Raw genomic sequence first — 23,163 nt, 5'->3', positions numbered from 1 at the left:
ACCCTCCTCGGTTCGCCTCGGGATCGACCAGGATGATCCGGAGCAATATCGCAATGCAGCCGAATTCATAAATCGGGAGGGTTTCGACGTCGTCTGCCTGCAGCACGAGTTCGGAATATTCGGCGGGGAAGCCGGCAAGCTCATTCTCGACTTCATTGCGGCGTTGAAGGTGCCGCTGGTCACTACGCTTCACACCGTTCTCGACCGGCCAAGCGATGATCAACGCGAGGTCACAGAAGCAATCGTTGCTGCATCGAGGCGCCTCGTCGTCATGGCGCGCAAGGGCAGGCACATCCTCGTCGAAACCTATCGCGCCGATCCCGGAAAGATCGATGTCGTTCCCCATGGCATTCCTGACGCACCCTTCGTAGACACGCTGGGAGCGAAGCACAGGCTCGGTTTCTCGGGCCGCAATGTCATCTTGACCTTTGGTCTCATCAGCCCGAACAAGGGTATCGAAACGATGATCGAGGCGATGCCAGCGATCATCGCGCGCTCGCCCGATGCTCTCTATGTGGTGATGGGAGCGACGCATCCGCAGCTTCTGCGGGAAGCCGGGGAAGCGTACCGTGAAAGCCTTGTCCGGCAGGTCGAAGCCCTAGGGCTCAAAGATCACGTTGTGTTCCTGAACCGGTTTGTCGATCGCCCCGAACTGCTCGACCATATCGCCATGTGCGACCTCTATGTGACGCCGTATCTGGATGAGGCCCAGATGACGTCGGGCACATTGGCCTATTCCCACGGACTGGGCCGGCCCGTCATCTCTACCCCCTATTGGCATGCCGCCGAACTGCTCGAAGACGGCTCGGGAGTCCTGGTGCCATTCGGCGATCCGGCGAGTCTGGGCCGCGCTGTCGCTGGCCTGCTCGAAGACGTCTCAGCGCGTCTGGACATGGCAAAAAAGGCCTATGCGGCCAGTCGCCCAATGATCTGGGCGAATACGGCGCAGCGGTATGTCCAGTGTTTTGGCGCAGCGCGCCGGGCTCTGCCGACAACTCCGTTGGCAGACGTTTCGCCGCCGACGCATTTGCTGACCGCTAACTGCATGCTTCCGACAGCGTCTGCGCGGCATCTCATCGACATGTGCGACGACACCGGAATGTTCCAGCACGCAGTGTTCTCAATCCCGGATCGCCATCACGGCTATTGCATCGATGACAATGCCAGGGGGCTATTGCTGTGCTGCACTCCTGCAAACGGACTGGATGAGTCCTTTGCAGAAACCATGTCCCAGCGATTAGCTGCCTTTGTCCAGCATGCCTGGAACCCGGATGAACGGCGGTTTCGCAATTTCATGGGGTTCAACCGCCAATGGCTGGAGTCGGTCGGGTCCGAGGACAGTCACGGTCGCACGCTGTGGGCGCTCGGTGCCTGTGCCCGGCACTCTTCCGACCCGGGACGAGCAAGTTGGGCCAGGCACTTGTTCAGCGAAGCGCTGGAAAAGGTCATGGCCTTCACGTCTCCGCGGGCGTGGGCCTTCACGCTGCTCGGACTCGACCACTATTGCGCGGCTTGCCCGAAGGACAGGAACGCTGACACACGGCGTGGAGAATTGGGTCAGCGGCTTGAGCGCCTGCTGATTGCGACCGAAACGCCTGCATGGATCTGGTTCGAAGACCGGCTGACCTATGACAATGCCCGTCTGTGTGAAGCGTTGATCCGCACCGGCAAGGCGACGCGGATCACCCATTTCACCGAAGCGGGGCTCCGCAGCCTGCGCTGGCTGATCCAGGTTCAAACGGCTCCGCAAGGCCATTTCCGGCCTGTCGGCTCGATGGGGTTTATGCGGCAACGCGCGCCCCCCCATCTGTTCGACCAGCAGCCGCTGGAAGCCTGCGCAACGATTGCTGCATGCGTGGCTGCGAATGCAATCGATCCGGCAGCGCCGTGGCCGGAAGAGGCAAGGCGGGCATTCGCCTGGTTCCTGGGTGAGAACGATCTCGCCATTGCATTGGTCGATATCGAATCCGGGAGTTGCCGAGATGGCCTTCATCCCGACCGCGCGAATGAAAACCGGGGCGCCGAGTCCGTCTTGTCCTATCTGCTGGGGTTGGCGGACATGCGTGCCCTTGAAGCGATGACCCGCAGCGACACCGTGTCGGTCGGCCACAGCCCTGAACCCTCTGTTTGTCTGGACCGTGCCGATGCATGAAACGACCACGCGCACGACGCCGTTCTTCAATCGCCAGACGCTGCACCTGAGGCCGGATCCCGCGCGCGTGGTGCTGCGTCCATTCGAGCCTGCGCCCGAGCCCAGAGCCCTGAACCGGATCGACAAGTCGCGAGCTTGCCGCATCTTCGAGCGAATTCTCGCCCTCGATGAAACAGGCGTCGAAACCTTGCTGGCGGCAACGCTCGCGAACTTCAAAGGTAGACATCGGAACCTGCTCGACATCTTCGATCGGCGAGCGACAGAAATGTCCGGCGCATTTGCTTGCGATCCATCGTTATCCGAAGCGCGGCATCAGTTGATCGGCGCCTATTTCCTCAATGAATACAGCTTCGAGGCAGCCGCGCTTTTCAACCCAAGCATTGTTCCGCATCCAGACCAGTTAGGCACCACCGGAGGCCGATTCATCCTGAGCGCAAGGGCAGTGGGCGAAGGCCACATTTCGTCACTGACCTTCCGGACCGGCAATGTCGCGGCTGATGGTACCGTTACGATTGATGCCCCAGAGCGCCTTGCGAGTGTTCCCGAAATTACCGCGCGAGTTGGTGATCGGGTGGAGCTCGCCTTCGATCCCGCCAGCGAGATTACCGAGCGGGTGATCTTTCCCATCACAGAGCATCAGGCAAATGGTATCGAGGATGCGCGCTTCGTCGCCTTCCAGGACAAGGGCAAGACAACCTACTACGCGACCTACACCGCCTATAGCGGCCAGGCGATCAGGTCTGAACTGTTCGAAACCGAGGATTTCGTGTCATTCCGCATGGCGGCGCTCAAAGGTGTAGGCGCACGCAATAAGGGAATGGCGCTATTCCCTCGGAAGATTGGCGGGCGCTACGCGATGATAGCGCGCCACGACAACGAAAATCTCTACCTCATCTATTCCGACAATTTGCATGAATGGGGTCCTGGCCAGCCTATCCTCCAGCCTGCGCATGCCTGGGAGTTTATCCAGATCGGCAATTGCGGTTCGCCTATCGAACTGGACGAGGGATGGTTGCTCTTCACGCACGGTGTCGGCCCGGTCAGACACTATTCGATCGGCGCCGTGCTGCTGGATAAGGAGGATCCCTCCAAGGTCATTGGACGATCCCGCCAACCACTCATCCAGCCGGCGGCATCCGAACGCGAAGGCTATGTGCCGAACGTCGTGTACACCTGCGGTGCCATGCAACTGGAGGGCAGAATCGTGCTTCCCTATGCCATCTCCGACACCTTTTCGACCTTCGCAACCGTTGAGACTGCAGCGCTGCTCGAACTTCTGAAATCTTGAAAGGAATAAATATGACCGACAATCCAACAGCACACCCGATTGAGGACGCAAGCGATGCCGAACTGGAAGCAATGCAGCGATACGGCATCACGCGCGTGCCCGCTGCAGTTTATCTGGTTGGGCCTTATCGCTATTCGAAGCTCGCCGATGCGCTTGCCGAGGCGAAGCGAAGAGAGATCGCATTCTGAGGCGCTCCCTGGAACCTCTGATTGAAAGCCGGGCTGGCCAATTGTCGTGCAAGCGGCCGGGCCACTCGGCGCCAGACTTGCCATGAACAATTGAGTCCGATCCATGCTCACCGTCCAGGAAAGGACCTCCAATGGAACTTACATCCGACCAGTGCCGCGCACAGGAAGCCATTCAATGGGAACGCGCCCAGAGCGAGCCGCTCGAAAACGTCCGGATTGTGGCTCTGAGAGCTGCAATCGCCTGGGGGCATGAAGCGACGGCAGCAGAACGGCGGGAAGCTCGAAAGCGCCGCACACGCGCGATCGCCGAAATCATGCACGTGCGGCAGCAGCGGAGCGACGACCACGACCTACGAAGTTTCAGCGAGAATCCGGATCGCGGTTTCGCGGACGTTTGATAGCTCATGGAGGAACTGCTCATCAGGCATCGCACAAGCTACCACTATCAGGTGCCGGTTCAGCTCGGGCCGCACCGGCTTATGCTTCGGCCGCGCGAAAGCTGCGAGGTCCGCCTCAAGACATTCGATCTCACGGTCCTCCCGCAAGCTCAGGTGTCCTGGGCGCATGACGTCTTCGGGAATGCCGTCGCGACAGCGGTGTTCGCGGACCTGACCGACGAGCTCGTCATCGAAAGCTCCGCGCGCGTGCAACTCGAAGCGGCCGCATGGCCCGTGTTCGACATAGCGGCGTCCGCAATTTCCTACCCCTTCCTCTACGCTGACGACGAATGGACCGACCTCGGTGCCCTGACCGTGCAGAGTTATCCTGATCCGGACAGCAGATTGCGCAATTGGGCGCAGGCGTTCGTTGGTGGCAATCCGACCGATACACTGGCCATGGTCAAGGATCTGAGCGCTGGCGTGACCGGGTGGATCGCATACCAGTCGCGCGAGGATGAGGGTACTCAGTCGCCAGAGCAAACCTTGAACCGCGGCTGGGGCTCGTGCCGGGATTTTGCTGTGCTGTTTGTCGAAGCGGCCAGAAGCCTCGGCTTCGGGGCGAGGATCATTTCCGGCTATCTCCACAATCCGGATCAAACTCTGGACGGCACTTCGGGGGCCGGGTCGACGCACGCCTGGGCGGAAGTCTTTGTGCCGGGTGCCGGCTGGATAGCCTTCGATCCAACCAATCGCAGTGTTGGCGGGGCCAATCTCGTGCCTGTGGCAGTGGCCCGCGAAATCGGGCAAACGATTCCGGTCGCCGGAACCTATGTGGGCTTGTCTGGACTGGTGGATGCGATGAACGTCGAGGTCTCCGTCGCCTCGCCGGACATTCGCTCCTGATTTCGTCTGGACGTCCACCAGAATAGTATCAGCAGCCCAATGATCGCGGATGTCGCCGAGCCCACGAAGACACCCAGTTTGGCAGCCGACAGTACCGCCGACGGGAAAGCCAGGTTCGAAATGAAGATGGACATCGTAAAGCCGATTCCCGTCAGAAAGGCTCCCGCCATCAGAAATACCCAGTCTAGTTCGGCGCTGAGCGTCGCGACACGGAAGCGCACCGCCAACAAGGCAAACAGCAGCACACCTGCCGGCTTACCGACCACCAGGCCCGCGAAGATGGCAGCGGAGACCCGCTGGTCCAGATCGACTCTCGAAAATGCCACGCCGGCGTTGGCCAGTGCAAAAATCGGCATGACCGCAAACCCGACCCAAGGGTGCAGCGTCATTTCCAGGCGTTCCAAGGGTGAGAGCGATTCCTCGATCGCACGCCCGGTTTCCCTCAGATCAAGGCGTTCCGATGTGTCGCCGCTCCAATGCTCGCCAGTCGGGTAGGCCGTCAATTTACTTATGATGGAACGTAGACGCTCATCCTCAACCCACGCGCGGGCGGGGGTCATCAAGCCGAGAATTACGCCGGCAATTGTCGCATGAAGACCGGAGGCATCGAAGCATAGCCAGATGCCTCCGCCGAGCACAAAATAGACCGGGATGCTCCTGATTCCTATGCGAGCGGAAATCGCCACAACGCCAAGACCAAGCATTGCCAGGCCAAGCGCACCGAAGTTCAGTGTCTCACCATATGCGACCGCAACGACGGATATGGCGCCAACGTCATCGAAGATCGCCAGAGAAACCAGAAATATCCGCAACTGCGCAGGTATGGATGATCCAAACAGCGCAAGGCCGCCGATCACAAAGGCCGTATCGGTCGCCATCACGGTTCCCCAGCCGTGTACACCGGGCTGTCCGGTCATGAGGACGAGATAGATGGAGACGGGAACCGCCATGCCGCCGAGCGCGGCCAGAAAGGGCAAGGCCGCAGCTCTCGGATTGCGGAGCTCGCCCAGAGCGAATTCCCGCTTGAGTTCGAGCGAGACGACGAAAAAGAACAAGGTCATCAAGGCATCGTTGATCCAATGGTGCAACGAGCGGGTGAAATCCAGCTGACCCACCTGAAGGCCTATCGGCATCTTCCAGAAGTTCAGGAAAGGGGCGGACAAGGGCGAGTTGGCCAACACCAGTGCGACCATGGCGCAAAGGAGTAACAGTCCCCCTGCCGCAGCCTCAATCTTGAGGAAGCGCGCAAATGGCCTGGTTACGCGATCGGCGACTTCGATCGGAAGACCCTGGTTCCTGTTCTTATCGATAATGTTCCATGCCTCGTCGGAAGGTCAAGAGCGGAGGGCGCAATCAGTGAGGCACACCGCGAGCGATTTCCTTTTCGATCATCCTGACGAACATGTCGCCATATTGTTCGGTTGAACTGTAGTCTTGCTCGTATTCCCCGACGTTATGGCCGGAGCCGAAGGCTGACTTCAAGCGCTCGAGAATTTCGGGCTGGCTCTCTGCAAGAAAGCAGATCAACGACTGAAGAATCCGGGCATGCGCGAGTACTCTGCGCTCCAGCTCGGTTGTTTCGGCTTCCATTTTCGTTTCCTTTTCGTTCCTGGTGCGGAGACTGTCACTGAAACTGGCCTATCGGGCAGATCGCTGGCGCTGCAATTCAGCCTTTGCGAGCTCGAGGTCCGTATAATTGTAAGAACCGACCCGGTAGTTCGTCACGGTACTCGCTGTGATCCCGGCTGGGATATCCGGCTCGTGCGGACTGCGCGCGTTTCTTTCGACCGCACCTTCCCGAAATCCTTGTGGTCGGCTTGACGTAGATGTCACTGCCGGGGGATCTTGCTCGCGACAAACGGCAAACATGTCCTTCAACAAGGCAAGCTGATCGGAAATCCGTTCCAGCGCAGAGATCTCACGTTCCTGAAAGGTAAGTGCGGCGCGTCTCTCGACGAGTTCCGCCGGAGGTTCCGCATCGAAGGGAAAACCGGGAGATTGCTCTTTCATCGCCCGACGCCTCTCATTTCCAATGATATCGCGGGGAGGCCGGCGTCATGCCGATATTGGCGGATGCGCTTCGCATAATATTCCACCAGATCAAAGTAAGTCTGCCGATCTTCGGGCCCCTCCGACCGCCGCGCATTGACGAGGGCACGTTGATGGTTGGCGTAAAGCTGATTGAGATCCATCACTGCTCCTTTCCTGGTTGGAGACACCCAATGGGGGATTTCCCGCCGGGCGAGTTTACCTCTGATCAGGCCTTCTTCAGGTTCACGGCGCAAATTTCGCATCATGGTTAGATTGCGTATTGTACCCGTAGCGGTCATTCTGCTTCGGCAATTGAGCTTTGTCCTGGAGATCGGCCCACCTGAAAGGCAAGGGGCCGCCACCCTTCTCGGGTGCAATGAAGCCCGTGCCAGTTATATCATTGTAGTGGCTGACCTTCCCGTGCTGGGTCATCACGCGCATTCCTTCCGCTCTGGAAGATCCCTGATTGGCTGCATTCGCAGCTAAAGGCGTAAAAGAAGGAAAGAGGCGTTTCGCTTACGCCAGTCACCGTCGTTCGCGACAGGTAGCTATTGTGAAATGGAGTGCGCCGCCGCAAAAAACAAGGTCGGAGTGAGAATATTGAGACGATGGGGCGCCTTCTCCTACGAAGGGCTCGAATGGGCCATATTTCTCAAAGTTGGTATTTCCAGACCAGCAACACCGAAAGCGTGCCAATCATCAGCAGGACAAGGGGCAGCCCGGCGCGCACATAATCCCGGAAATGATACCCGCCCGCGCTCATGATCAGGATGTTCGTCTGGTAGGCGATGGGAGTGGCATAACACAGGTTGCAACCGAACAGCACGGCAAGAACAAGTGGCTCCTCCGCCGGTATGGCAAGCTTTTCGGCCAGGCTCACCGCGATGGGCGCGCCTACCGCTGCAGCCGCTGTGTTTGACGAGAAATTGGTGAGCAATGTCGCAAAGGCCATCATGATCGCCAGGACTACCGCTCCTGGAAAGCCCTGCATCCCAAGCGCAAGCGAACTGCCAAGCCACTCCGCTGCGCTCGTTTCCAGTAATGCCCGGCCAAGCGCGATGCTGGCAGCGACAAGCACGATAACCTTGGCGCTCAAGGCCTGGCCCAACCGATCGAACTTCACGCGTCCCGTCGCTAGCATGACGATCGATCCGGCAAGGGCCGCGACTGCAATGGGGACAAGATGCAGCGCCGCAAGCAGGACAACTCCCGCAAATATCAGCAAGGCAAGGCCAGCCTTCGCCGTACGCGGAATTTCCGCTGCGCCCTCGAGTATCATTGTGCCTTCGCTTATCTGGATTTGCTCCAACGCAGCGCTGCCGCCCTGTACCCACAGCACATCGCCAACTTCCAGGCGTTCAGCATCGGCCCTGGACCTGCCAGGGAAAAATGCTTGTTCCGGGTGATGAAGCCCCATGATTGCAACGCCATAACGGTCGATGACTTGTGCTGATCTTATAGTCTGCCCGATGAGCGAGGAATCCGCTCCAATGACGAGCTCCGCCATCACCTGGCCTTCACCCTTGTCTCCGGCAAAGGTCTCGATGGTCTCCATCATTGCCGGGCGCACTAGAGGCATTTTCATCGCCGAACTGAGTTCCTGCAACTCGGCGCTTGTGCCCTCGACCTCTATGGCATCGCCAAATTCTACAATGAACCTAGAATCGGTCTGCAAGCTGCCCTTGCGAACAGCTCCGACCACTTCAAGCGCCCCATCGAACCTTTAGCGCAGAGCCTGCAGGGATTGGCCGATTCCAGGCGAAGCTTCCCGTGGGAAGAGCATGGACCGAAATCGACGGGTCAACTGCTCGTCACTCGCACTGTGGGCAGGGAGCAGACGCGGCATGACAAGCCAGAGGTATGGCAGCGCAACCAGGGCGGCGAGAAGCGCCACATCGGTAAAATGGAATATGCCAAACCTGGGCAGGCCAAGATCCTCTGCGATGGAAACCACCAGCAGATTGGTGGAGGTTCCAATCGTGGTTGCCATTCCGCCGATGAGGATGGCGCAATTCATCGGCATCAGCGTTTTCGATGCGGGTATGCCGGCGCGGATGGCCAGGTTGATCATGATCGGCATGGTCAGGACGAGCACCGGCGTGTCATTCACGAACATGCTCATGAGGCCACCGACCACGAGCGAGAACAGAAGATGAAGCGCCCCGGGTTTTTCGGAGGCAGTTTGGTTTGAGTCAGGCGACCATATCGAGGGTTTCGAGGGCCGCATAGTAGTTTGCTTCTGCCTCGGCCGGTGGGATGTAGCCGATAGGGCCGAAGAGGCGGTGGTTGTTGAACCAATCCACCCAGCGCAATGTCGCCATTTCCACCGCAGATATGCTTGGCCAGGAACGCTGGCGCCAGATGACCTCGGCCTTGTAGAGACCGTTGATCGTCTCGGCCAAGGCGTTGTCATAGGAGTCGCCCACGCTCCCGACCGATGGGACGAGATTGGCTTCGGCGAGGCGCTGTGTGTAGTTCATGGCAAGATATTGAACGCCCCTGTCGCTGTGATGGATCAGACCATCGTCCGGGCCGGGCCTGCGGGCATGGATAGCTTGCTCCAGAGCATCGAGGACGAAGCCGGCGGTGGCCGACGTGCTGACCTTCCAGCCCACGATCCGTCGCGCATAAGCATCGATCACGAAGGCGACATAGACGAAGCCGACCCAGGTGTGGAGTGGAGTAGGAAGCGCATGAGCGCTTCCCCTCCCCGAACCGTACGTGCACCTTTCAGCGCATACGGCTCTCTATTCAACCTTGGCCCAAGGCCATGGCGACATCATGATAGCGAGAAGTGACGGTGTTTCGGAGTTCGTCCCGGAAGATGTAGGGATTTCGCTCCGGGTTTCGCCACCGGAACTGCAACTTCTGGCTGGTGACCAGTCGTCGTAGCGCCTTGCCGACGGCATTGCCCTGATTGCTTCGGCCGTAAACCAGCCACGTCTTTGAGTGGCCTATTTCCGGCACGCGGTACCACTTGCGCATCAAGGGCTTGATACGGGACCGGTATTTCCGCGCCAACCAGTGCGCCATTTTCCAGAACACGACCGTGTCGATCCGCCGGAATATGCGCGCCGTGAAGTCGGTGAACTTGTAGAACGCGGCCCAACCCGCCAGTTGGCGGTTCAGGCTGTCGATCATGTCCACCGTGGCAATCTCATGATTGCCGGAGAGGGTCTCGACCAATCGGCGAGCGAAGGTCTTGGCCTTCTCCTTGGGTATCGTCGAGACCACGGACATACGTCCGCTCGATCCCCGCCTGCGGATAATCCGGTGCCCGAGGAACACGAACCCATCGTCGACGTGGGTGATATGGGTCTTGTCCATATTCAGCGTCAGCTTCAGGTTGCCTTCCAGAAAGGCTCGGCATTCCGCGCGGATGGCCTCGGCATGTGCCTTGGTGCCCTTGACGATGACGACGAAGTCGTCGGCGTAACGGCAGTAGGCGACAGCAGGTTTCCATTGCCGGTTCTCGCGAACCGTGATGGGGCGTCCCTGCTGGATACCGAAGTTCCATGCCCAACGATCCTTTCGCGCCTTGTCGCTCAGGTATTTCGCCTCCAGCCACGCATCAAACTCATGGAGCATGATGTTGGACAGGAGCGGTGACAACACGCCGCCTTCCCTCGTTCATATGCTGGACTTTCACGCACTGGGGAGGCTGCCGGTCGCAGTCCTTGTCCTTGCGTCCTGCAAGTCGATGCCGATGCCATGGTCTGGCTGCGTTCTCTCCATGGCTCCATGCGGGCGAGCTACATGTACGACCGCATTCGGATGCCGCCGACATACGTGTCCGGCGCCATCATCAGCATTCCGCCTGTTAAGCCGTGTAGGCGAAGGCGACATTTCAGCCCTCGGATGCGGATTAACCGGTTCGTGTTCCTCAACCTTCCAGCGCTACAGCCTCGGGGACCATCTTGGCGTAACGGCTTCGCCTCAATCCCCTTTACCTGCGGGCTACGTCACCCTGCCAGTTGACAGCAGGTCACCGCCGCTTGGGCTCATGCCCCCTCACAGCAGAGGGCAAGGCATTCGCTCAATTCCTCCTTTCTCTTTTGCATTCCAACATACGCCTCCCGGACCACCCGGGACGAGGCGCACCGTACGTAAAATCGACCACCCACAAGGCATTGGGCCGCGAGACGCGGAACTCCCGATTGACCTTGTCCAGTGGGCATGGCGCCTTGGGATCGCTGATGGTGGTCACGGTCTTCTTGCCTCGCCGTATGCCAGCGAGCCCCATACTGCGCATGAGGCGCTCGACGGTGCACTTGGCAACTGCGATGCCTTCGCGGCGTAGCTGATGCCAGACCTTGCGCGCCCCGTAGAGGCTGTGGCTGTCCTCGTAGACGCGTTTGATCTGACGACAGATCTCTTCGTCCCGACGCGCACGCTCGGGTCGCCTGGACGGATCAAGCAGGCGTGCAGCATGTTCGTGATAGGAGGACGGGGCGACTGCCAGCTCTCGGCAGATCGGCTCGATACCCAGGTCCTGGCGATGGGCGTCTATGAACGCCATCATCATCTCTCGCGGCGGTCGAGCTCCGCCATCGCAAAATATGCAGACGCCTTGCGGAGGATCTCGTTGGCCCGGCGCAGTTCCTTCACTTCACGTTCGAGAGCCTTGATCCTGGCCTTCTCATCGGCGGCAAGCGCCGCTGGCCCCGCTCGTCGGCTCGCCTCCTCGCGGCACCAGCGGCGCAGCGTCTCGGCCGTGCAGCCAATCTTGGCGGCAATCGAAGACATCGCCTCCCACTCCGAACCGTAATCGGCGCGATGTTCGCCAACCATACGCACTGCACGATCGCGGATCTCAGGTGAAAACTTGTTCCGGGTTCTGCTCATCACGAAAGCTCCTTCTCATAAATCGGAGCCTCCGGAAAACCCGGGGCGCTTCAAGACCCAGCAATCTGCTGAACTTCCACAGACGCGTGAGCAAACGTCCTGCCGGTTCAAGTGCACCCGTAACAACCAGCTCGCGCCCGAGGATCATCAGGGCGCAAATGGCGATCAGCGCTTCATGGCCAAATCCGCCAAAGGCAATTTCCAGCCCGGTGTAGGGTCCGTCATGCTCGATCGGAAAAAAATAGGCGCTAATCGCGAGCACGGCGATCAGAACGAGCGAGACAATCTCTATCCGGACACGGCCGCTCGCAAAAAACCAGAACGCCGTTACCGCGATCAACATCGCTCCGATCGCATGTGGGGACGGAGCAATCAAAAAAACTCTCCCTGCTTGAATATCAACGGGAACCTGTAGGAACGCACTGTCGCCACGGCCGACGCGTTCCTGCACCATCACCGTCGTAGCCTGCCATTCGTCGAGAAATTCGCTGACGTGCTGTGCTGTGGACTTCGTTGACATGTGGCACGGGCTAGCACGCTTCGACATTAGCGGCGGGCAAAATATGCGAGCAACTGTGTCTTCGGTAAATCGCGGCCGAGATCAGTCAATCAGGCGCACCCATTAATCGATGAACGTAAGGCAAGTTTTGAAGGCCTCAGCTTCAGCCTTGAACGGCGGCTATGGCGGCGAAAGCCGACATGATCGGTGGACCTGAGCGCAGTCAGGACATGACGGCTAACTGGAGGCCGGAGACGGCCCGTGAGCGTCTCAGAAGGGTCGCTGTCAGGCGAAGAGCTTTGGGAAAAGCGTATCCTGAGTGTCACTTGGGAAACGAAGCGATCCCCTCCGGAGTATCGGATGCCAGCAATCCAGCGTCGGTTAGCTCCTTTAGGACACGTCGAGCACTGCGCTCGGGCAGACCCGTAAGGCGCGGTGCTGCGCCCCGCTCGAACTCGCCTCGAATAAGGGCCTCCTGGAGCAGCCAGTTACTTTCCGGAGACAGGCCATCTGTGATCAACACATGGCGCTCAAGCCGCTTTGATAGGGTGTCGAGTTCGAAGAGGCTCGACATGTAGCTGATTTGATCGAGGCAGACTTTGAGAAACCACTCGGTAAATCCGACCAGGTGCGCTTCGGAAAGGTTTCCCCGGCCGTCGCGGTCTCCCTGGCGCGGTGCATCGGCCGAGGCCATGTATTTGCGATATTCTGTCCGGCCAGCATCTCCCGGCCCCAGCCCTCGTGCAAGCCCTCGAGATACCGACCATAACCCGTGTGCGCCGATCCCTGCCTTGAGCGCCATGGCGTGGCTCATCAACCGACTAACCCGGCCATTGCCATCGGGAAAGGGATGAATCCAATTGAACCGGTGGTGTGCGGTTGCCAGCGCAAGGATACGCTTTGCCTTCCCAGCTCCCACTGCGGTCATGTGCATTCCATCCTTGGGTTCAAAGGCAAACCGCGAGAAGAAATAGCTCATGAAATCGGCCACTCTGGCCGACGATGGCGGGATGTGACGGCCAATCTGGACATCGTGCTCGGCCCTTGATCGCCATTCGCCCGGCGTCATGGCAAAGCTTCGCTCTCCACCGCGCACGGTGAGCATGTCGATCGAGGCATCCGCGTAGAAATCACGGTGCAACCGCAGGATAAAATCGGGGTCGGCAGGATCGGGAAGTTCGCCGTCAACGGCAGCTCGATCGATGGCTTCCTGCACGGGCTTTGATGATGTGACCGCCCCCCGACGGCCTTGATGTGCGAAGGTGGGTCTGGAACGATCCACATAGGAGAGCGGTCATGTCGGAGATTATCACGGTCGGGCTCGACTTGGCGAAGAATGTGTTTCAGGTGCATGGTGCTGATGCCGAGGGTCATGCTGTGCTTCGCAAGAGGCTGAGGCGAGACCAGGTCCTGACGTTTTTCAGTCAACTGCCACGCTGCAGGGTCGCGATGGAAGCCTGCGGCGGCGCACATTTTTGGGGCCGGGAGATTGGTAAGCTGGGCCATGAAGTGAGGCTCATCCCGCCTGCTTATGTGAAGCCTTTCGTGAAGCGGCAGAAGAACGATGCAGCTGATGCGGAGGCGATTTGCGAAGCGGCTACGCGCCCAACGATGCGGTTCGTGCCCGTGAAGAGCGAAGAGACGCAGGCGGCAGCAACGGTCTTCCGTATTCGCGAGCTACTGATCCGGCAGCGCACGCAGGCGATCAATTCCCTGCGCGGCCATCTCGGGGAGTTCGGGCAGATCGTGCCGCAGGGAGCTGCAAACGCAACGCGGCTGATCGCAATCGTCCAGGGGCCAGACAGTGGATTACCCAGCGATGCCATCGCCACTCTGCAGGTGCTGGTTGCAACCCTTACCCATCTCGAGGTCGAGATCGGCAAGCTTGATGCCGAGATTGCCCGGCGAGCGAAAGAGAACGAAGTCGCCCGTCGGCTCATGACGGTGCCGGGCATTGGGCCGCTGATCGCTACGGCCATCGCGGTTCTGGCCCCGGCTCCTGAGACATTCCAAAAAGGGCGCGACTTTGCGGCATGGCTTGGCCTGACACCTCGGCAGCATTCGACAGGAGGCAAGCAGCGCCTTGGGGCCACGACAAAGATGGGCGAGCGATCATTGCGGCGCCTTCTAATCATCGGTGCCAACAGCGTGATCATCAAACGCCATGTCCATGTCAGCGCCAGACCGGGGACATGGCTGGGCGGGATGCTGACCCGCAAGCCTCCCATGTTGGTGCGTGTGGCGCTGGCCAACAAGATGGCACGGATCGTCTGGGCCTTGATGATGCGGGGCACAGTTTACCAGTCTCCGGTCGCGGCTGCATAAGTCAGCCGTAGGTCGCGAGGGCGTCGGAGCGTAGGAGGGCAACGAGCAGTTTGGCGCAACGGTCGTAAGACGGGATCGGGAAAACCAGGGCGCAACAAAGTGCCTTCGAGCACGCGGCTTTGATCTGGACCCGACCTGCGAACACCATACGGGCCCGCGGCATCTACCCCGCCGCACACGAGGCCGGATACATGTCAGCACCCGACAACGCGTCAAAGCAGCTCAAATACCTCTTGCGCATGGGGCGGTTATACATGTTGCGCAAATCGGCCTCAGGGGAGCAGTTGGCCTTTGAAGGCATCCAATTATGCGACACGCTGAGTCTGAGGCCTTCCGAGCGCGGTGAAGCGGTTGAGGATGGCCGCACGGATTTGGATTTCAGCGACCTGGCGATCGAAGTCTCGAGCCATGATGCGTTCCCCCAGCAGCTTGAAACAATGCATTTTCGTCTCGACCAGACTGCGCTGGTGATATCCGCTCCATCGCTTCCAGATCGGCCGCCCGAACCGCCGGCTTGAGCGAACGATTTCATTGCGGGCGGCAACGCCCGGTGTGCTCCCGGGCCAGGCTTTTCCATTACTGCGGGCGGGGATGATGGCACAGGCATCGCGCGCGGCAATGGCTTCGTGACAGGCCCTGGTGTCAAAGGCGCCATCGGCGCTGACGGTCGCGATGACTTGATCGTGCGGGATCTGCTTCAGTAGTTCAGGCAGCATGGGCGCATCGCCAACCCGGCTTCCGGTCACTTCGATAGCGTGGATATCCAACGATCCGAGGTTCACACCCAAGTGGACCTTGCGCCACTGGCGACGTTTGGACGGGCCATGCTTGCGCCTGCACCATTCCCCGTCTCCAACGGCTTTGATGCCCGTGCTGTCGATCAGCAGGTGCAACGGCCCGGAACTGGGCTGACGAGGGATCTCGACAAGCAAGGTCTTCTGCCTCCGGCTCAAAGTGCTGAAATCCGGCACCGGCCAATCGAGCCCTGCCATCTCGAGAAGGCTGGCGACCATGCCAGTGGTTTGGCGCAAGGGAAGCTTGAACACGCCCTTCAGCGTCAGGCAGGCTTGGATCGCGGCATCTGTAAAGACAGGCTGACGTCCGCGCTTGCCGGTGGGTCGGGCAAGCCACTCCATCGCGGGATCAAACCAGACCTGAAGCGAACCTCTCTGCGCCAGCGCTGCGTTGTAGGACTTCCAGTTCGTCGTGCGGTAGCGTGCGCGGGGCGGTTTGCTCATCACCGCCTCCTAACCAACTGGATTCAAAAACGGAATCCCTTGGGCATTTGCGCAACAAAGCCTCCTGCACGCGGTAATGCGCTGCGGCTTCAGCCATGAGATCTCGTTGATCGTCATCGCGTTCGCCAGCCAGCGCGCGCTCGATATCCCGAGGACGGGTGCGGTGCCCCTCGATGAGGTTGCTGTAATAGGTATTCATCAATCGTACGAGGCTGGCGAGATGGAGTGCGGTCTGCGGATGAAGTGCTCGCCCGAGACCTTCGGCCTTGGCTGCTATTTCGGCGACCAGGTCGGGCAAATCGCCGGCCGGTGCGTCGATCCGTGCAGGCTCAATCTGGGTGGGGGATTCGACGTTCATTGCCACAGGTTTGGCCGATCTTTCCAGCAGTTTTCCGATGCTCACATTAGCCCAAGAATATCCGTTTTTCCAGTTTTATGCTTTGCTTTACGCTCTGTCTGATAGGCTATGAAGTGGCCATTTGGCCGATCTTCTGGCCGAAGTCCGCCATCCGTTACTGCGCCTCGCCTCGACGATACCTACGTTTCGGTCGCGCCGGACGTCCATTCCGCAACAGCAGGCAATCGAGCTGCGCTGATGCGTTCTACCTATGGCCATCACGGCCATAGGAGATGTGTCATGGGTTTATCAGAATTTGATCCCGCCGTTCACGAACGCGTTTCGTGGAACGCAGGGCGCAAAGTGGGACCTAACCGCTCTTATTCACCGGGGCGGGTAAATGGGTTGGCGGGAGTGGCGTAAGCCTCTGATCTGCATTAGAAACTGGGTGTCTACGCCGGCCCTGTTGCAGGGCAGAAAATGCCACAGGCCACACCCGCCATGAACGACGATATCGCAAGCTCTTTTGGATTCCCAGCTGTCATCGGCAAGAAGGTCACAGCCGCGTTCGACGGTGGCCGGCTGACCTCGGACGGAGGCGTGCTGTTGCTGGCGCAGGCCGAGCGCGCGATGGGGATTTGCCGGCGGCTTGCGGGTTGCATTGCCGATCCGCGTGACCCTTCCCGAGTGGTCCATCGCCTCGATGACATCCTGCGGGCCCGGGTATTCGCGATCGCCTGTGGCTACGAGGATGCCGACGACCTTGATGCTCTGCGCGATGTTCCGGGGTTCCGCCTGGCGCTCGGCAAGTTGCCGGGATCGGGCGCGGGGCTTGCCAGCCAACCGACGATGAGCCGGTGGGAGAACGCACCGACCACGCGGGAGTTGGCCAAGATGATGGTCGCGATGATCGGCGTCTACTGCAGCAGTTATCCCGCCTCACCGGCGACGGTGACGCTGGACATCGATGATACCTGCGATGTCGTGCATGGCTACCAGCAGTTGTCGTTCTGGAACGCCCACTATGGCGAACGCTGCTTCCTGCCGATCCACGTCTACGATACCGCCACCGGCCGCCCGGTGGCGATGCTGCTGCGCACCGGCAAGACGCCATCGGGTACCGAGGCCGCCGGCCACATCCGGCGCTTGGTCCGTCATATCCGCCAGTACTGGCCCGACACCGGCATCACCATCCGGGGCGACGGGCACTATGGCCGTCCCGAGGTCATGGCGTTCTGCGAGGCGGCCGGGGTCGACTTCGTGTTCGGCTTGCCGACCAACGCCGCGCTGCGCGCCGATCCGGCCATCGTTGCCGCCGCCGATGCCTGCGCGGTCAAGCGGGCCGAACGCCAGGCGCCGGTGCTGCGCAGCTATGCCGAGACCCGCTACGGCGCGAAGAGCTGGAACCGCCAGCGCCGCGTCGTCGCCCGGATCGAGGCCAGCACGCTGGGCATGGACATCCGCTACGTCGTCACCTCGCTGGCGCAAGGCTTGGCCGAGCACATCTACGACACGCTTTACTGCGCGCGCGGCCAGGCCGAGAACCTAATCAAGCGCCACAAGGCTCAACTCGCCAGCGACCGCACCTCGTGCCGCTCGGCCAACGCCAACCAGATGCGGCTGATCTTGCATACCGCTGCTTACTGGCTGCTATGGCGCGTCCAGCAGGCGATCCCCAGAACCACCGCGCTGGCCACGGCCGAGTTCGCGACGCTGCGCCTGCGGATCCTCAAGGTCGCCGCCCGCGTCATCGAAAGTGCCTCGCGCATCCGTGTAGCGTTCGCGTCAGCCTACCCCGATGCCAACGTGTTCAGAGCCCTCGCTACCAGCCTCCGGCCAGCACCGACATAGCCAGCGCGGCAGTGCCGCCCAAAGCCCGAACCCCCGTCCACCAACCTCGAAAAGCCCATCGATCTTGCCGCGGTGAAAAACGCCGCCGATGCCGCTCGCCCAAGCTACGCTGCCTGCATCAAATCGCAGCCCATCCAACCGGGGCCCGCAACCTCATGAATAACGTGGGCTAAGCGCGCGCTCAAACCGCGTCAGATCTGGGCGGTGCGTTTCTTTCTCGACCAGCACCGGCGCATTCGAGATCGGGCCCTTTTCGATCTTGCGATCGACAGCAAGCTGCGCGGTTGCGACCTCGTGAAGATGAAGATCGAGGATATCCTCTGCGATCGGAAGATTCGAAACCGCGCTACCGTGGTTCAGCAAAAGACCGGGCGACCCGTCCAGTTTGAACTGATGGATGATGCTCGAGCCAGTCTTCTCAAATGGCTTGAGCTCCGGAGCGGCTCTCTGGAAGATTTTGTCTTCCCAAGTCGCACGAACCACGCCACCCACATCAGCACGCGGCAATACGCGCGTCTCGTCGACGAATGGGTCACGGGAATTGGCTTGCCCTGCGAGGATTACGGCACGCATTCCCTGAGAAGGACCAAGGCATCCATCATCTACAAGGCCACGGGCAATCTCCGGGCAGTTCAGATCCTGCTCGGGCATACGAAGATCGAAAGCACGGTCAGGTACCTTGGGGTCGATGTGGAAGACGCCTTGGTTTTGGCGGAGGGCACCGAAATCTAAGATTTTCTGGCTCCCTGTTTAGGCGGGGAGCCAGAACCCTTCTGCTACGAGTAACTCGCCACGAATTGTACTCGGCTACACAGCGCCTACCAGCCCAGCTTTCGTATGCGGCAAGGATGAGCAGACCGTCCGCTCCTGAGGAGCGGAAATTGGCGTCTGAGCGACAATAATGGTGAAGGTTTTCGGGCGCTTGCGTACGAAAACCTCCCATGCAGGAACCCGCGGGCCCGATAGGCTGGGCTATGGGGATTTGCGCTTTAGTGTGGTCTGACGGTGTGAAGTGCGTGCTTTGATGGAGGCACGACAGCAGCGCAGTCGCGGGTGTCTGGATGCGTGCAAGGTGTGTTCGGGGCGCTGTCGAGGTTGATGCCAGGAGCAGACGCGGGTGCGGCGCACGCCGGCGGCAAGTCGGCCCTCTGACCACCGCGCGTTATGCGGGGCCATGGCGACTGGCGGACCATGCCGGGTCATGCGGTGCGCTCCCGGATTGGCGGGCTGGGCCTGGGCGGTGCGCGGGGCTGGCTCCAGCGTGGGAAGGTTTCGATGACGATCATGCGCCCGCCACAGCACGGGCATGGCGCACAGGTGTCGGGCTCGGCTTCGGGCTCTGGCGCCTCCGTCTCCGGGGTGACGGCAAGCAGGCGGCGGGCGAGCGCGAGATTGTCGTGGCGCGCGGCGCTGGCGAGCAGGCCGTAATGGCGGATGCGGTGGAAGCCGCGTGGCAGGACGTGGAGCAGGAAGCGGCGGATGAACTCGTTGGCGGTCAGCGTCATGACCCGCTGGCGTTCGGACCCATCGCGGCGATAGTCCTTATAACGCAAGGTCACGTCGTTCGCGTCGAAGGCGACGAGGCGCCGGTTCGAGATGGCGACGCGGTGGGTATAGCGCGAGAGGTAGGCGAGCACCGCTTCCGGTCCGGCAAAGGGCGGCTTGGCATAGACCACCCAGCGTTTCTTGCGCGCCGGGGCAAGGTGGCGCTGGAACGCCCGCCGATCTGCCAGATCGGTCAGGGAGCCGAAGAAGGCGAGCTTGCCGGCACCGTGCAGCGCGTTCAGCCGGGTGAGGAAGAGCCGCCGGAACAGCGCCCCCAGCACGCGCACGGGCAGTAGAAAGGCCGGACGCGAGAAGATCCAGCGACTTGCATCGGGCGCGAGGCCGCCGCCCGGCACGATCATGTGGACATGCGGATGGTGGGTCATCGCCGATCCCCAGGTGTGGAGGACAGCGGTGATCCCGATCCGGGCGCCCAGATGCCGGGGATCGGCGGCGATGGTCAGCATCGTCTGTGCGGCCGCCTTGAACAACAGGTCGTAGAGCAGTGTCGGTGCCGGACGTAATCTCCCCAAAAGTGGGCTCTCCCGCACTTTTGGTGCTGTTCAGGCCATCACGCGAGCTCGCAGGAGATCCAAGCCCGCGCGGCCATACATAGACCGCTTGATGAACTTGAGCTTGTTGATTTTCCCTTCGACTGGTCCCGTACTCCATGGAAGGTCGATCGCGGCACGGACAGCGTCTAAATCGCGCATGAGGCCGCGAGCGAAGGATGCGATGGGGCTTTCAAGGGCGGATGCCAACCATCCATCGAGTGTGTCAGCTTTGCGCTCGACCAGTAGGTCATGGAACTCGCGTCCGAGATCAGCAGCCTGCGCAATGGCCGGTGAGGCTGTGCGCAAGGCATTGATGAATACCATGTCGCTCGGGCGAACCGTGCCTTTGGCTGCGCTGAGTAGGCGAACTGTCTGCCGCGTGCTGGGCGGTTTCCAACGAGACGATGACGGTCGAGGAGCAGGGTCTTCAATTCCGTCACGGATTCGGATTTTCACCCACTGACGGAATCCTTTCACGCTGCCGGAATACCCACGCTCGCAAATCTCCCGGTAAAGCTGCGTGGCATTACGGCAGCCATCCGCCCACCGAGAGCGAATGAAGCCGTCGAAGGCGTTCGCAGGATGCCGGGATTTCCGCTCCCATTGTCCTGGTTTGCGATCCATGAGCCATTGTCGGATCGTTTTGCGATCTCGCCCAATTTCCTGGGCAATAGCCGATATGGTCCAACCCTTCTCGCGCAGGGCAACAACTGTATCGAACACGGCTTGTCGACGTTGGCGACCGTGGTTTCGTTTTTGAACGGCAGCCGTAGGCTCGCCTGGTCTTGTGCCGCTGTCCTGTATCCTGATCGCTGACATGTCATGCCCAAGCGATCGCCCGACCTCGCGTACGAGCCTGTAGCGCTTTTCCACTGCGGCGAGCACTGCATCCGAGCAATTGCGCAGCATGTGCCAGCGATCAGCGACCTGCCGCGCCAAAGGTGCCCCTTCACGAGCGCCCTTGGCGTAACTGCCGCCGCGATCGCGCGCGATGATTTCGGCTCCGGGATTGGACTTCAGCCAGGCAGCAAGCGTCCCACCTTCACGATCAGGCAGCAGGTCAACGACCTTGTTGGTTTCCAGATCGAGCAAAACCGTGCCGTAGCGATGACCCTTCCGCCACGCCCAGTCGTCGACGCCCAGAACCCGGGGCGATCCCGTCATCATCTGCCGGTCATTCCGGACTAGGCGGATCATCGTATCTGGGCTGGTTGGCATGCCAATGCGATCGGCAAGCCGCGCGCCAGCTTCGCCTCCAAGCGCCAGGCCGACGGTGCGCTGGATTTCGCGTAGCCGTATGGACCGTCTGGAGTGGCTGGTAACAATTTCATCAGCACGCTCGACGAAGATCCGCTGCCTGCAGTTCTGATTGGAGCAGCGCAGGCGGCGTGCTTGCATGAGCAGGGTTACGAACCTTCCCTGCCAGGGCAGGTCTGCGATGCGTCGCTCATATCGGCTATGCAGCCGCGCAGACTTTCGCCGACAAGTCGGGCAGCGCGATGCCGTCGATCGGGAACGGCACCAGATAACGACTTTCTCAGGGCTGAGCATCACACGCTCCACGACCAACTGGCGAGGAACAAGCGGCAGGACTCGTCTGGACACGGCTCGGAAGCTCCCATTTACGGAGCAATCAAGAATCCCTCAGATTCATGGTTTGTTTCATCGGCTGCACCAAAAGTGCGGGAGAGCCCACTTCTGGGGATTTTTGGGTCGGCGTTGACAAGCAGCGCCTTGTTCTGGAAGGCGATGTCCGCAACCTCGGCCGGCAGCGTGAAGACGACGTGGAAGTAGCCGACGGGAAGCAGGTCGGCCTCCCGTTCGGCCAGCCAGGTGCGCGCGGCGGCACCCTGGCATTTGGGGCAATGCCGGTTGCGGCAGGAGTTATAGGCGACCCGCCAGTGCCCGCAGTCCTGACAGGCCTCGACGTGCCCGCCCAGGGCTGCGGTGCGGCAGGTCTCGACCGCGGACATCACCTTGAGTTGGGCAAGACTCAGGTGCCCGGCATGGGCCGCCCTGTAGGCCGGTCCGGCCGAGCGGAAGATGTCCGCGACCTCGAGGTCGGAGCGCACTGGCTCATCCGGCGCCGTCTGGTCCTGTAGGCGGCTTGCCCTCTATCAGCGCCATCAGCTGGTCAAGCGGGCTCGACACGGCGTGGATCGTGCGGGTGGAGACCTTGGTGTAGAGCGCGGTGGTCTCCAGCTTGCTGTGGCCGAGCAGGACCTGGATCACGCGAATATCGACATCCTGCTCGAGCAGATGCGTGGCGAAGGAATGACGCAGGGTGTGTGGGCTGACGCGCTTGTGGATGCCGGCCACCTCGGCCGCCTCCTGGACCGCGCGGTGCAACTGCCGGGTCGAGATCGGATCGGTGATGTTCTGGCCCGGGAACAGCCAGCCATGCGCGATCAGCACCCCGCGCTTGTGGCCATCGCGCCACCACATCCGCAGCAGTTCGAGCAGCTGGGGTGAGAGCATCGCATTGCGATCCTTGCCACCCTTGCCCTGTTCGACGCGGATCAGCATGCGCGTGCTGTCGATATCGTCGACCTTGAGGTGGGCGACTTCGGACACGCGCAGGCCCGCGCCATAGGCGACACCCAGCGCCGCTTTGTACTTCATGCCCGGCGCCGACTGGAGCAGCCGCGCGGCCTCCTCGACGCTCAGCACTTCGGGCAGCCGGGGCACGATGCGGGTGACGACCAGGGCCCGCGCCAGATCGCGTCGCCTGAGCGTGACGTTATACAGGAAGCGCAGCGCCGACACCGCGGAGTTGATGGTTGATGGCCTGACCCCGCTCTCGTGCTGCATGATCTGGAAGCGGCGAAGATCCTCTTCCGTCGCCGTATCGGGAGGACGTCCCAGGAAGGCCACAAGGCGCTTCACGTGGCGGACGTAATCCTTCTGGGTGTGAGGCCCGAGCCCCCGCATCATCATGTCGTGCTGCATCCGCTGACGCAGCGGGCTGATCGGGCCGGTATTGATCGAGACAGTCATGGCAAGTTCCTCTCCGTTAAAGGAACTGCC

Annotated in this window: 22 protein-coding genes, 4 pseudogenes and 1 other annotated feature; of the genes and pseudogenes, 8 read left to right on the top strand and 18 right to left on the bottom strand. The window is 60.7% G+C overall.

Features of this window, described 5'->3' with window-relative positions:
• The first annotated feature begins 22 nt into the window (after positions 1-22).
• The 5 genes from MBENS4_RS12810 (at position 23) to MBENS4_RS12795 (ending at position 4,911) form a co-directional block, all read left to right on the top strand.
• The gene (locus tag MBENS4_RS12810; RefSeq protein ID WP_340140836.1) at positions 23-2,152 is read left to right on the top strand and encodes a glycosyltransferase family 4 protein; all 2,130 of its coding nucleotides are present in this window, start codon (positions 23-25) and stop codon (positions 2,150-2,152) included.
• The gene (locus MBENS4_RS12805; protein WP_039391175.1) at positions 2,145-3,440 is read left to right on the top strand and encodes a glycoside hydrolase family 130 protein; all 1,296 of its coding nucleotides are present in this window, start codon (positions 2,145-2,147) and stop codon (positions 3,438-3,440) included. The genes MBENS4_RS12810 and MBENS4_RS12805 overlap by 8 nt, the downstream gene beginning before the upstream one ends.
• A gap of 11 nt (positions 3,441-3,451) precedes the next feature.
• Positions 3,452-3,628, top strand: a complete 177-nt coding sequence (locus MBENS4_RS25820; RefSeq protein WP_159108060.1) for a hypothetical protein — start codon at positions 3,452-3,454, stop codon at positions 3,626-3,628.
• Between the two features lie 131 nt (positions 3,629-3,759).
• Positions 3,760-4,026, top strand: a complete 267-nt coding sequence (locus MBENS4_RS12800) for a hypothetical protein (protein WP_039391174.1) — start codon at positions 3,760-3,762, stop codon at positions 4,024-4,026.
• 6 nt (positions 4,027-4,032) lie between these two features.
• Positions 4,033-4,911 carry a transglutaminase family protein gene (locus tag MBENS4_RS12795; RefSeq protein WP_039391173.1) on the top strand — a complete coding sequence of 293 codons (879 nt, stop codon included), beginning with the start codon at positions 4,033-4,035 and terminating at the stop codon, positions 4,909-4,911.
• Here the strand turns inward: MBENS4_RS12795 and nhaA are convergent.
• The 12 genes and pseudogenes from nhaA to MBENS4_RS12740 form a co-directional block, all read right to left on the bottom strand.
• Positions 4,836-6,143 (bottom strand): Na+/H+ antiporter NhaA, encoded by a 1,308-nt coding sequence (gene nhaA / locus MBENS4_RS12790; RefSeq protein ID WP_255352660.1) that lies wholly within the window; start codon positions 6,141-6,143, stop codon positions 4,836-4,838. The genes MBENS4_RS12795 and nhaA overlap by 76 nt on opposite strands.
• A 121-nt stretch (positions 6,144-6,264) precedes the next feature.
• Positions 6,265-6,501, bottom strand: coding sequence for a hypothetical protein (locus tag MBENS4_RS12785; RefSeq protein WP_052322256.1), 237 nt, complete (start codon positions 6,499-6,501; stop codon positions 6,265-6,267).
• Positions 6,502-6,549: 48 nt separating this feature from the next.
• Complete coding sequence (locus tag MBENS4_RS25420) at positions 6,550-6,921, bottom strand: hypothetical protein (protein WP_144400909.1); 372 nt, start codon at positions 6,919-6,921, stop codon at positions 6,550-6,552.
• Positions 6,918-7,103, bottom strand: a complete 186-nt coding sequence (locus MBENS4_RS12780; protein WP_039391172.1) for a hypothetical protein — start codon at positions 7,101-7,103, stop codon at positions 6,918-6,920. The genes MBENS4_RS25420 and MBENS4_RS12780 overlap by 4 nt, the downstream gene beginning before the upstream one ends.
• Before the next feature lie 82 nt (positions 7,104-7,185).
• Positions 7,186-7,374 (bottom strand): hypothetical protein, encoded by a 189-nt coding sequence (locus MBENS4_RS12775; RefSeq protein ID WP_052322255.1) that lies wholly within the window; start codon positions 7,372-7,374, stop codon positions 7,186-7,188.
• 220 nt (positions 7,375-7,594) lie between these two features.
• Positions 7,595-8,644: an SLC13 family permease gene (locus tag MBENS4_RS12770; RefSeq protein ID WP_052322254.1), complete on the bottom strand. Its 1,050-nt coding sequence runs from the start codon at positions 8,642-8,644 to the stop codon at positions 7,595-7,597.
• A gap of 21 nt (positions 8,645-8,665) precedes the next feature.
• A complete protein-coding gene (locus tag MBENS4_RS24160) occupies positions 8,666-9,169 on the bottom strand; it encodes an SLC13 family permease (protein ID WP_084592072.1) in 504 nt (167 codons plus the stop codon).
• Positions 9,135-9,626: pseudogene (locus tag MBENS4_RS12765) on the bottom strand (IS3 family transposase); the annotation flags it as partial. The gene MBENS4_RS24160 and the pseudogene MBENS4_RS12765, both read right to left, overlap by 35 nt.
• A 67-nt stretch (positions 9,627-9,693) precedes the next feature.
• Positions 9,694-10,557, bottom strand: coding sequence for a group II intron maturase-specific domain-containing protein (locus tag MBENS4_RS12760; RefSeq protein WP_199904377.1), 864 nt, complete (start codon positions 10,555-10,557; stop codon positions 9,694-9,696).
• A gap of 487 nt (positions 10,558-11,044) precedes the next feature.
• A pseudogene (locus tag MBENS4_RS24780) lies at positions 11,045-11,787 on the bottom strand (IS3 family transposase); the annotation flags it as partial.
• Positions 11,392-11,506: a sequence feature (AL1L pseudoknot), on the bottom strand. It overlaps the preceding pseudogene by 115 nt.
• Positions 11,756-12,307: a hypothetical protein gene (locus MBENS4_RS12745; RefSeq protein WP_039391169.1), complete on the bottom strand. Its 552-nt coding sequence runs from the start codon at positions 12,305-12,307 to the stop codon at positions 11,756-11,758. The gene MBENS4_RS12745 and the pseudogene MBENS4_RS24780, both read right to left, overlap by 32 nt.
• A 301-nt stretch (positions 12,308-12,608) precedes the next feature.
• Entirely contained in the window at positions 12,609-13,502 is an 894-nt protein-coding gene (locus MBENS4_RS12740) for a Fic family protein (RefSeq protein ID WP_052322252.1), read from the bottom strand.
• An 80-nt stretch (positions 13,503-13,582) separates the two neighbouring features.
• Between MBENS4_RS12740 and MBENS4_RS12735 the strand changes: the two genes are divergently transcribed.
• Positions 13,583-14,611 (top strand): IS110 family transposase, encoded by a 1,029-nt coding sequence (locus MBENS4_RS12735; protein WP_039391168.1) that lies wholly within the window; start codon positions 13,583-13,585, stop codon positions 14,609-14,611.
• A gap of 305 nt (positions 14,612-14,916) precedes the next feature.
• Here the strand turns inward: MBENS4_RS12735 and MBENS4_RS12730 are convergent, their stop codons facing one another.
• Both MBENS4_RS12730 and MBENS4_RS26135 read right to left on the bottom strand, forming a co-directional pair.
• Positions 14,917-15,849, bottom strand: coding sequence for an IS5 family transposase (locus tag MBENS4_RS12730; protein WP_039391166.1), 933 nt, complete (start codon positions 15,847-15,849; stop codon positions 14,917-14,919).
• Positions 15,755-16,252, bottom strand: coding sequence for a hypothetical protein (locus MBENS4_RS26135; RefSeq protein WP_199904376.1), 498 nt, complete (start codon positions 16,250-16,252; stop codon positions 15,755-15,757). The genes MBENS4_RS12730 and MBENS4_RS26135 overlap by 95 nt, the downstream gene beginning before the upstream one ends.
• Before the next feature lie 435 nt (positions 16,253-16,687).
• On the opposite strand from MBENS4_RS26135, the gene MBENS4_RS12720 reads away from it, so the two are divergent.
• Positions 16,688-18,037, top strand: a complete 1,350-nt coding sequence (locus MBENS4_RS12720; protein WP_445321510.1) for an IS1380 family transposase — start codon at positions 16,688-16,690, stop codon at positions 18,035-18,037.
• Positions 18,038-18,196: 159 nt separating this feature from the next.
• Complete coding sequence (locus MBENS4_RS12715) at positions 18,197-18,769, top strand: tyrosine-type recombinase/integrase (protein WP_052322251.1); 573 nt, start codon at positions 18,197-18,199, stop codon at positions 18,767-18,769.
• A 467-nt stretch (positions 18,770-19,236) separates the two neighbouring features.
• Here MBENS4_RS12715 and MBENS4_RS12710 read toward each other — a convergent pair.
• The 4 genes and pseudogenes from MBENS4_RS12710 to MBENS4_RS12690 all read right to left on the bottom strand — a co-directional run.
• Positions 19,237-20,088 (bottom strand): annotated as a pseudogene (locus MBENS4_RS12710) (IS91 family transposase); the annotation flags it as partial.
• Between the two features lie 57 nt (positions 20,089-20,145).
• Entirely contained in the window at positions 20,146-21,687 is a 1,542-nt protein-coding gene (locus tag MBENS4_RS24775; protein ID WP_084592071.1) for an ISL3 family transposase, read from the bottom strand.
• A gap of 173 nt (positions 21,688-21,860) precedes the next feature.
• Positions 21,861-22,208 (bottom strand): annotated as a pseudogene (locus MBENS4_RS12695) (IS91 family transposase); the annotation flags it as partial.
• A gap of 4 nt (positions 22,209-22,212) precedes the next feature.
• Positions 22,213-23,133 (bottom strand): tyrosine-type recombinase/integrase, encoded by a 921-nt coding sequence (locus MBENS4_RS12690; RefSeq protein WP_039391162.1) that lies wholly within the window; start codon positions 23,131-23,133, stop codon positions 22,213-22,215.
• Positions 23,134-23,163: the final 30 nt, after the last annotated feature.

Origin of the sequence: Novosphingobium sp. MBES04, from assembly GCF_000813185.1 — a bacterium.
GTDB classification, from domain to species: Bacteria; Pseudomonadota; Alphaproteobacteria; order Sphingomonadales; family Sphingomonadaceae; genus Novosphingobium; species Novosphingobium decolorationis.
The sequence above is the reverse complement of the archived record's forward strand: the minus strand, read 5'-3'. Positions and strand labels throughout refer to the sequence as shown.

Bases quoted from the DNA above. Each gene is read 5' to 3' on its own strand.
- MBENS4_RS12805 (WP_039391175.1), top strand. From the start codon at position 2,145: ATGCATGAAACGACCACGCGCACGACGCCGTTCTTCAATCGCCAGACG.
- MBENS4_RS25820 (WP_159108060.1), top strand. From the start codon at position 3,452: ATGACCGACAATCCAACAGCACACCCGATTGAGGACGCAAGCGATGCC.
- MBENS4_RS12800 (WP_039391174.1), top strand. From the start codon at position 3,760: ATGGAACTTACATCCGACCAGTGCCGCGCACAGGAAGCCATTCAATGG.
- MBENS4_RS12795 (WP_039391173.1), top strand. From the start codon at position 4,033: ATGGAGGAACTGCTCATCAGGCATCGCACAAGCTACCACTATCAGGTG.
- MBENS4_RS12785 (WP_052322256.1), bottom strand. From the start codon at position 6,501: ATGGAAGCCGAAACAACCGAGCTGGAGCGCAGAGTACTCGCGCATGCC.
- MBENS4_RS25420 (WP_144400909.1), bottom strand. From the start codon at position 6,921: ATGAAAGAGCAATCTCCCGGTTTTCCCTTCGATGCGGAACCTCCGGCG.
- MBENS4_RS12780 (WP_039391172.1), bottom strand. From the start codon at position 7,103: ATGGATCTCAATCAGCTTTACGCCAACCATCAACGTGCCCTCGTCAAT.
- MBENS4_RS12775 (WP_052322255.1), bottom strand. From the start codon at position 7,374: ATGACCCAGCACGGGAAGGTCAGCCACTACAATGATATAACTGGCACG.
- MBENS4_RS24160 (WP_084592072.1), bottom strand. From the start codon at position 9,169: ATGCGGCCCTCGAAACCCTCGATATGGTCGCCTGACTCAAACCAAACT.
- MBENS4_RS12745 (WP_039391169.1), bottom strand. From the start codon at position 12,307: ATGTCAACGAAGTCCACAGCACAGCACGTCAGCGAATTTCTCGACGAA.
- MBENS4_RS12735 (WP_039391168.1), top strand. From the start codon at position 13,583: ATGTCGGAGATTATCACGGTCGGGCTCGACTTGGCGAAGAATGTGTTT.
- MBENS4_RS12730 (WP_039391166.1), bottom strand. From the start codon at position 15,849: ATGAGCAAACCGCCCCGCGCACGCTACCGCACGACGAACTGGAAGTCC.
- MBENS4_RS12720 (WP_445321510.1), top strand. From the start codon at position 16,688: ATGAACGACGATATCGCAAGCTCTTTTGGATTCCCAGCTGTCATCGGC.
- MBENS4_RS24775 (WP_084592071.1), bottom strand. From the start codon at position 21,687: ATGCTCAGCCCTGAGAAAGTCGTTATCTGGTGCCGTTCCCGATCGACG.
- MBENS4_RS12690 (WP_039391162.1), bottom strand. From the start codon at position 23,133: ATGACTGTCTCGATCAATACCGGCCCGATCAGCCCGCTGCGTCAGCGG.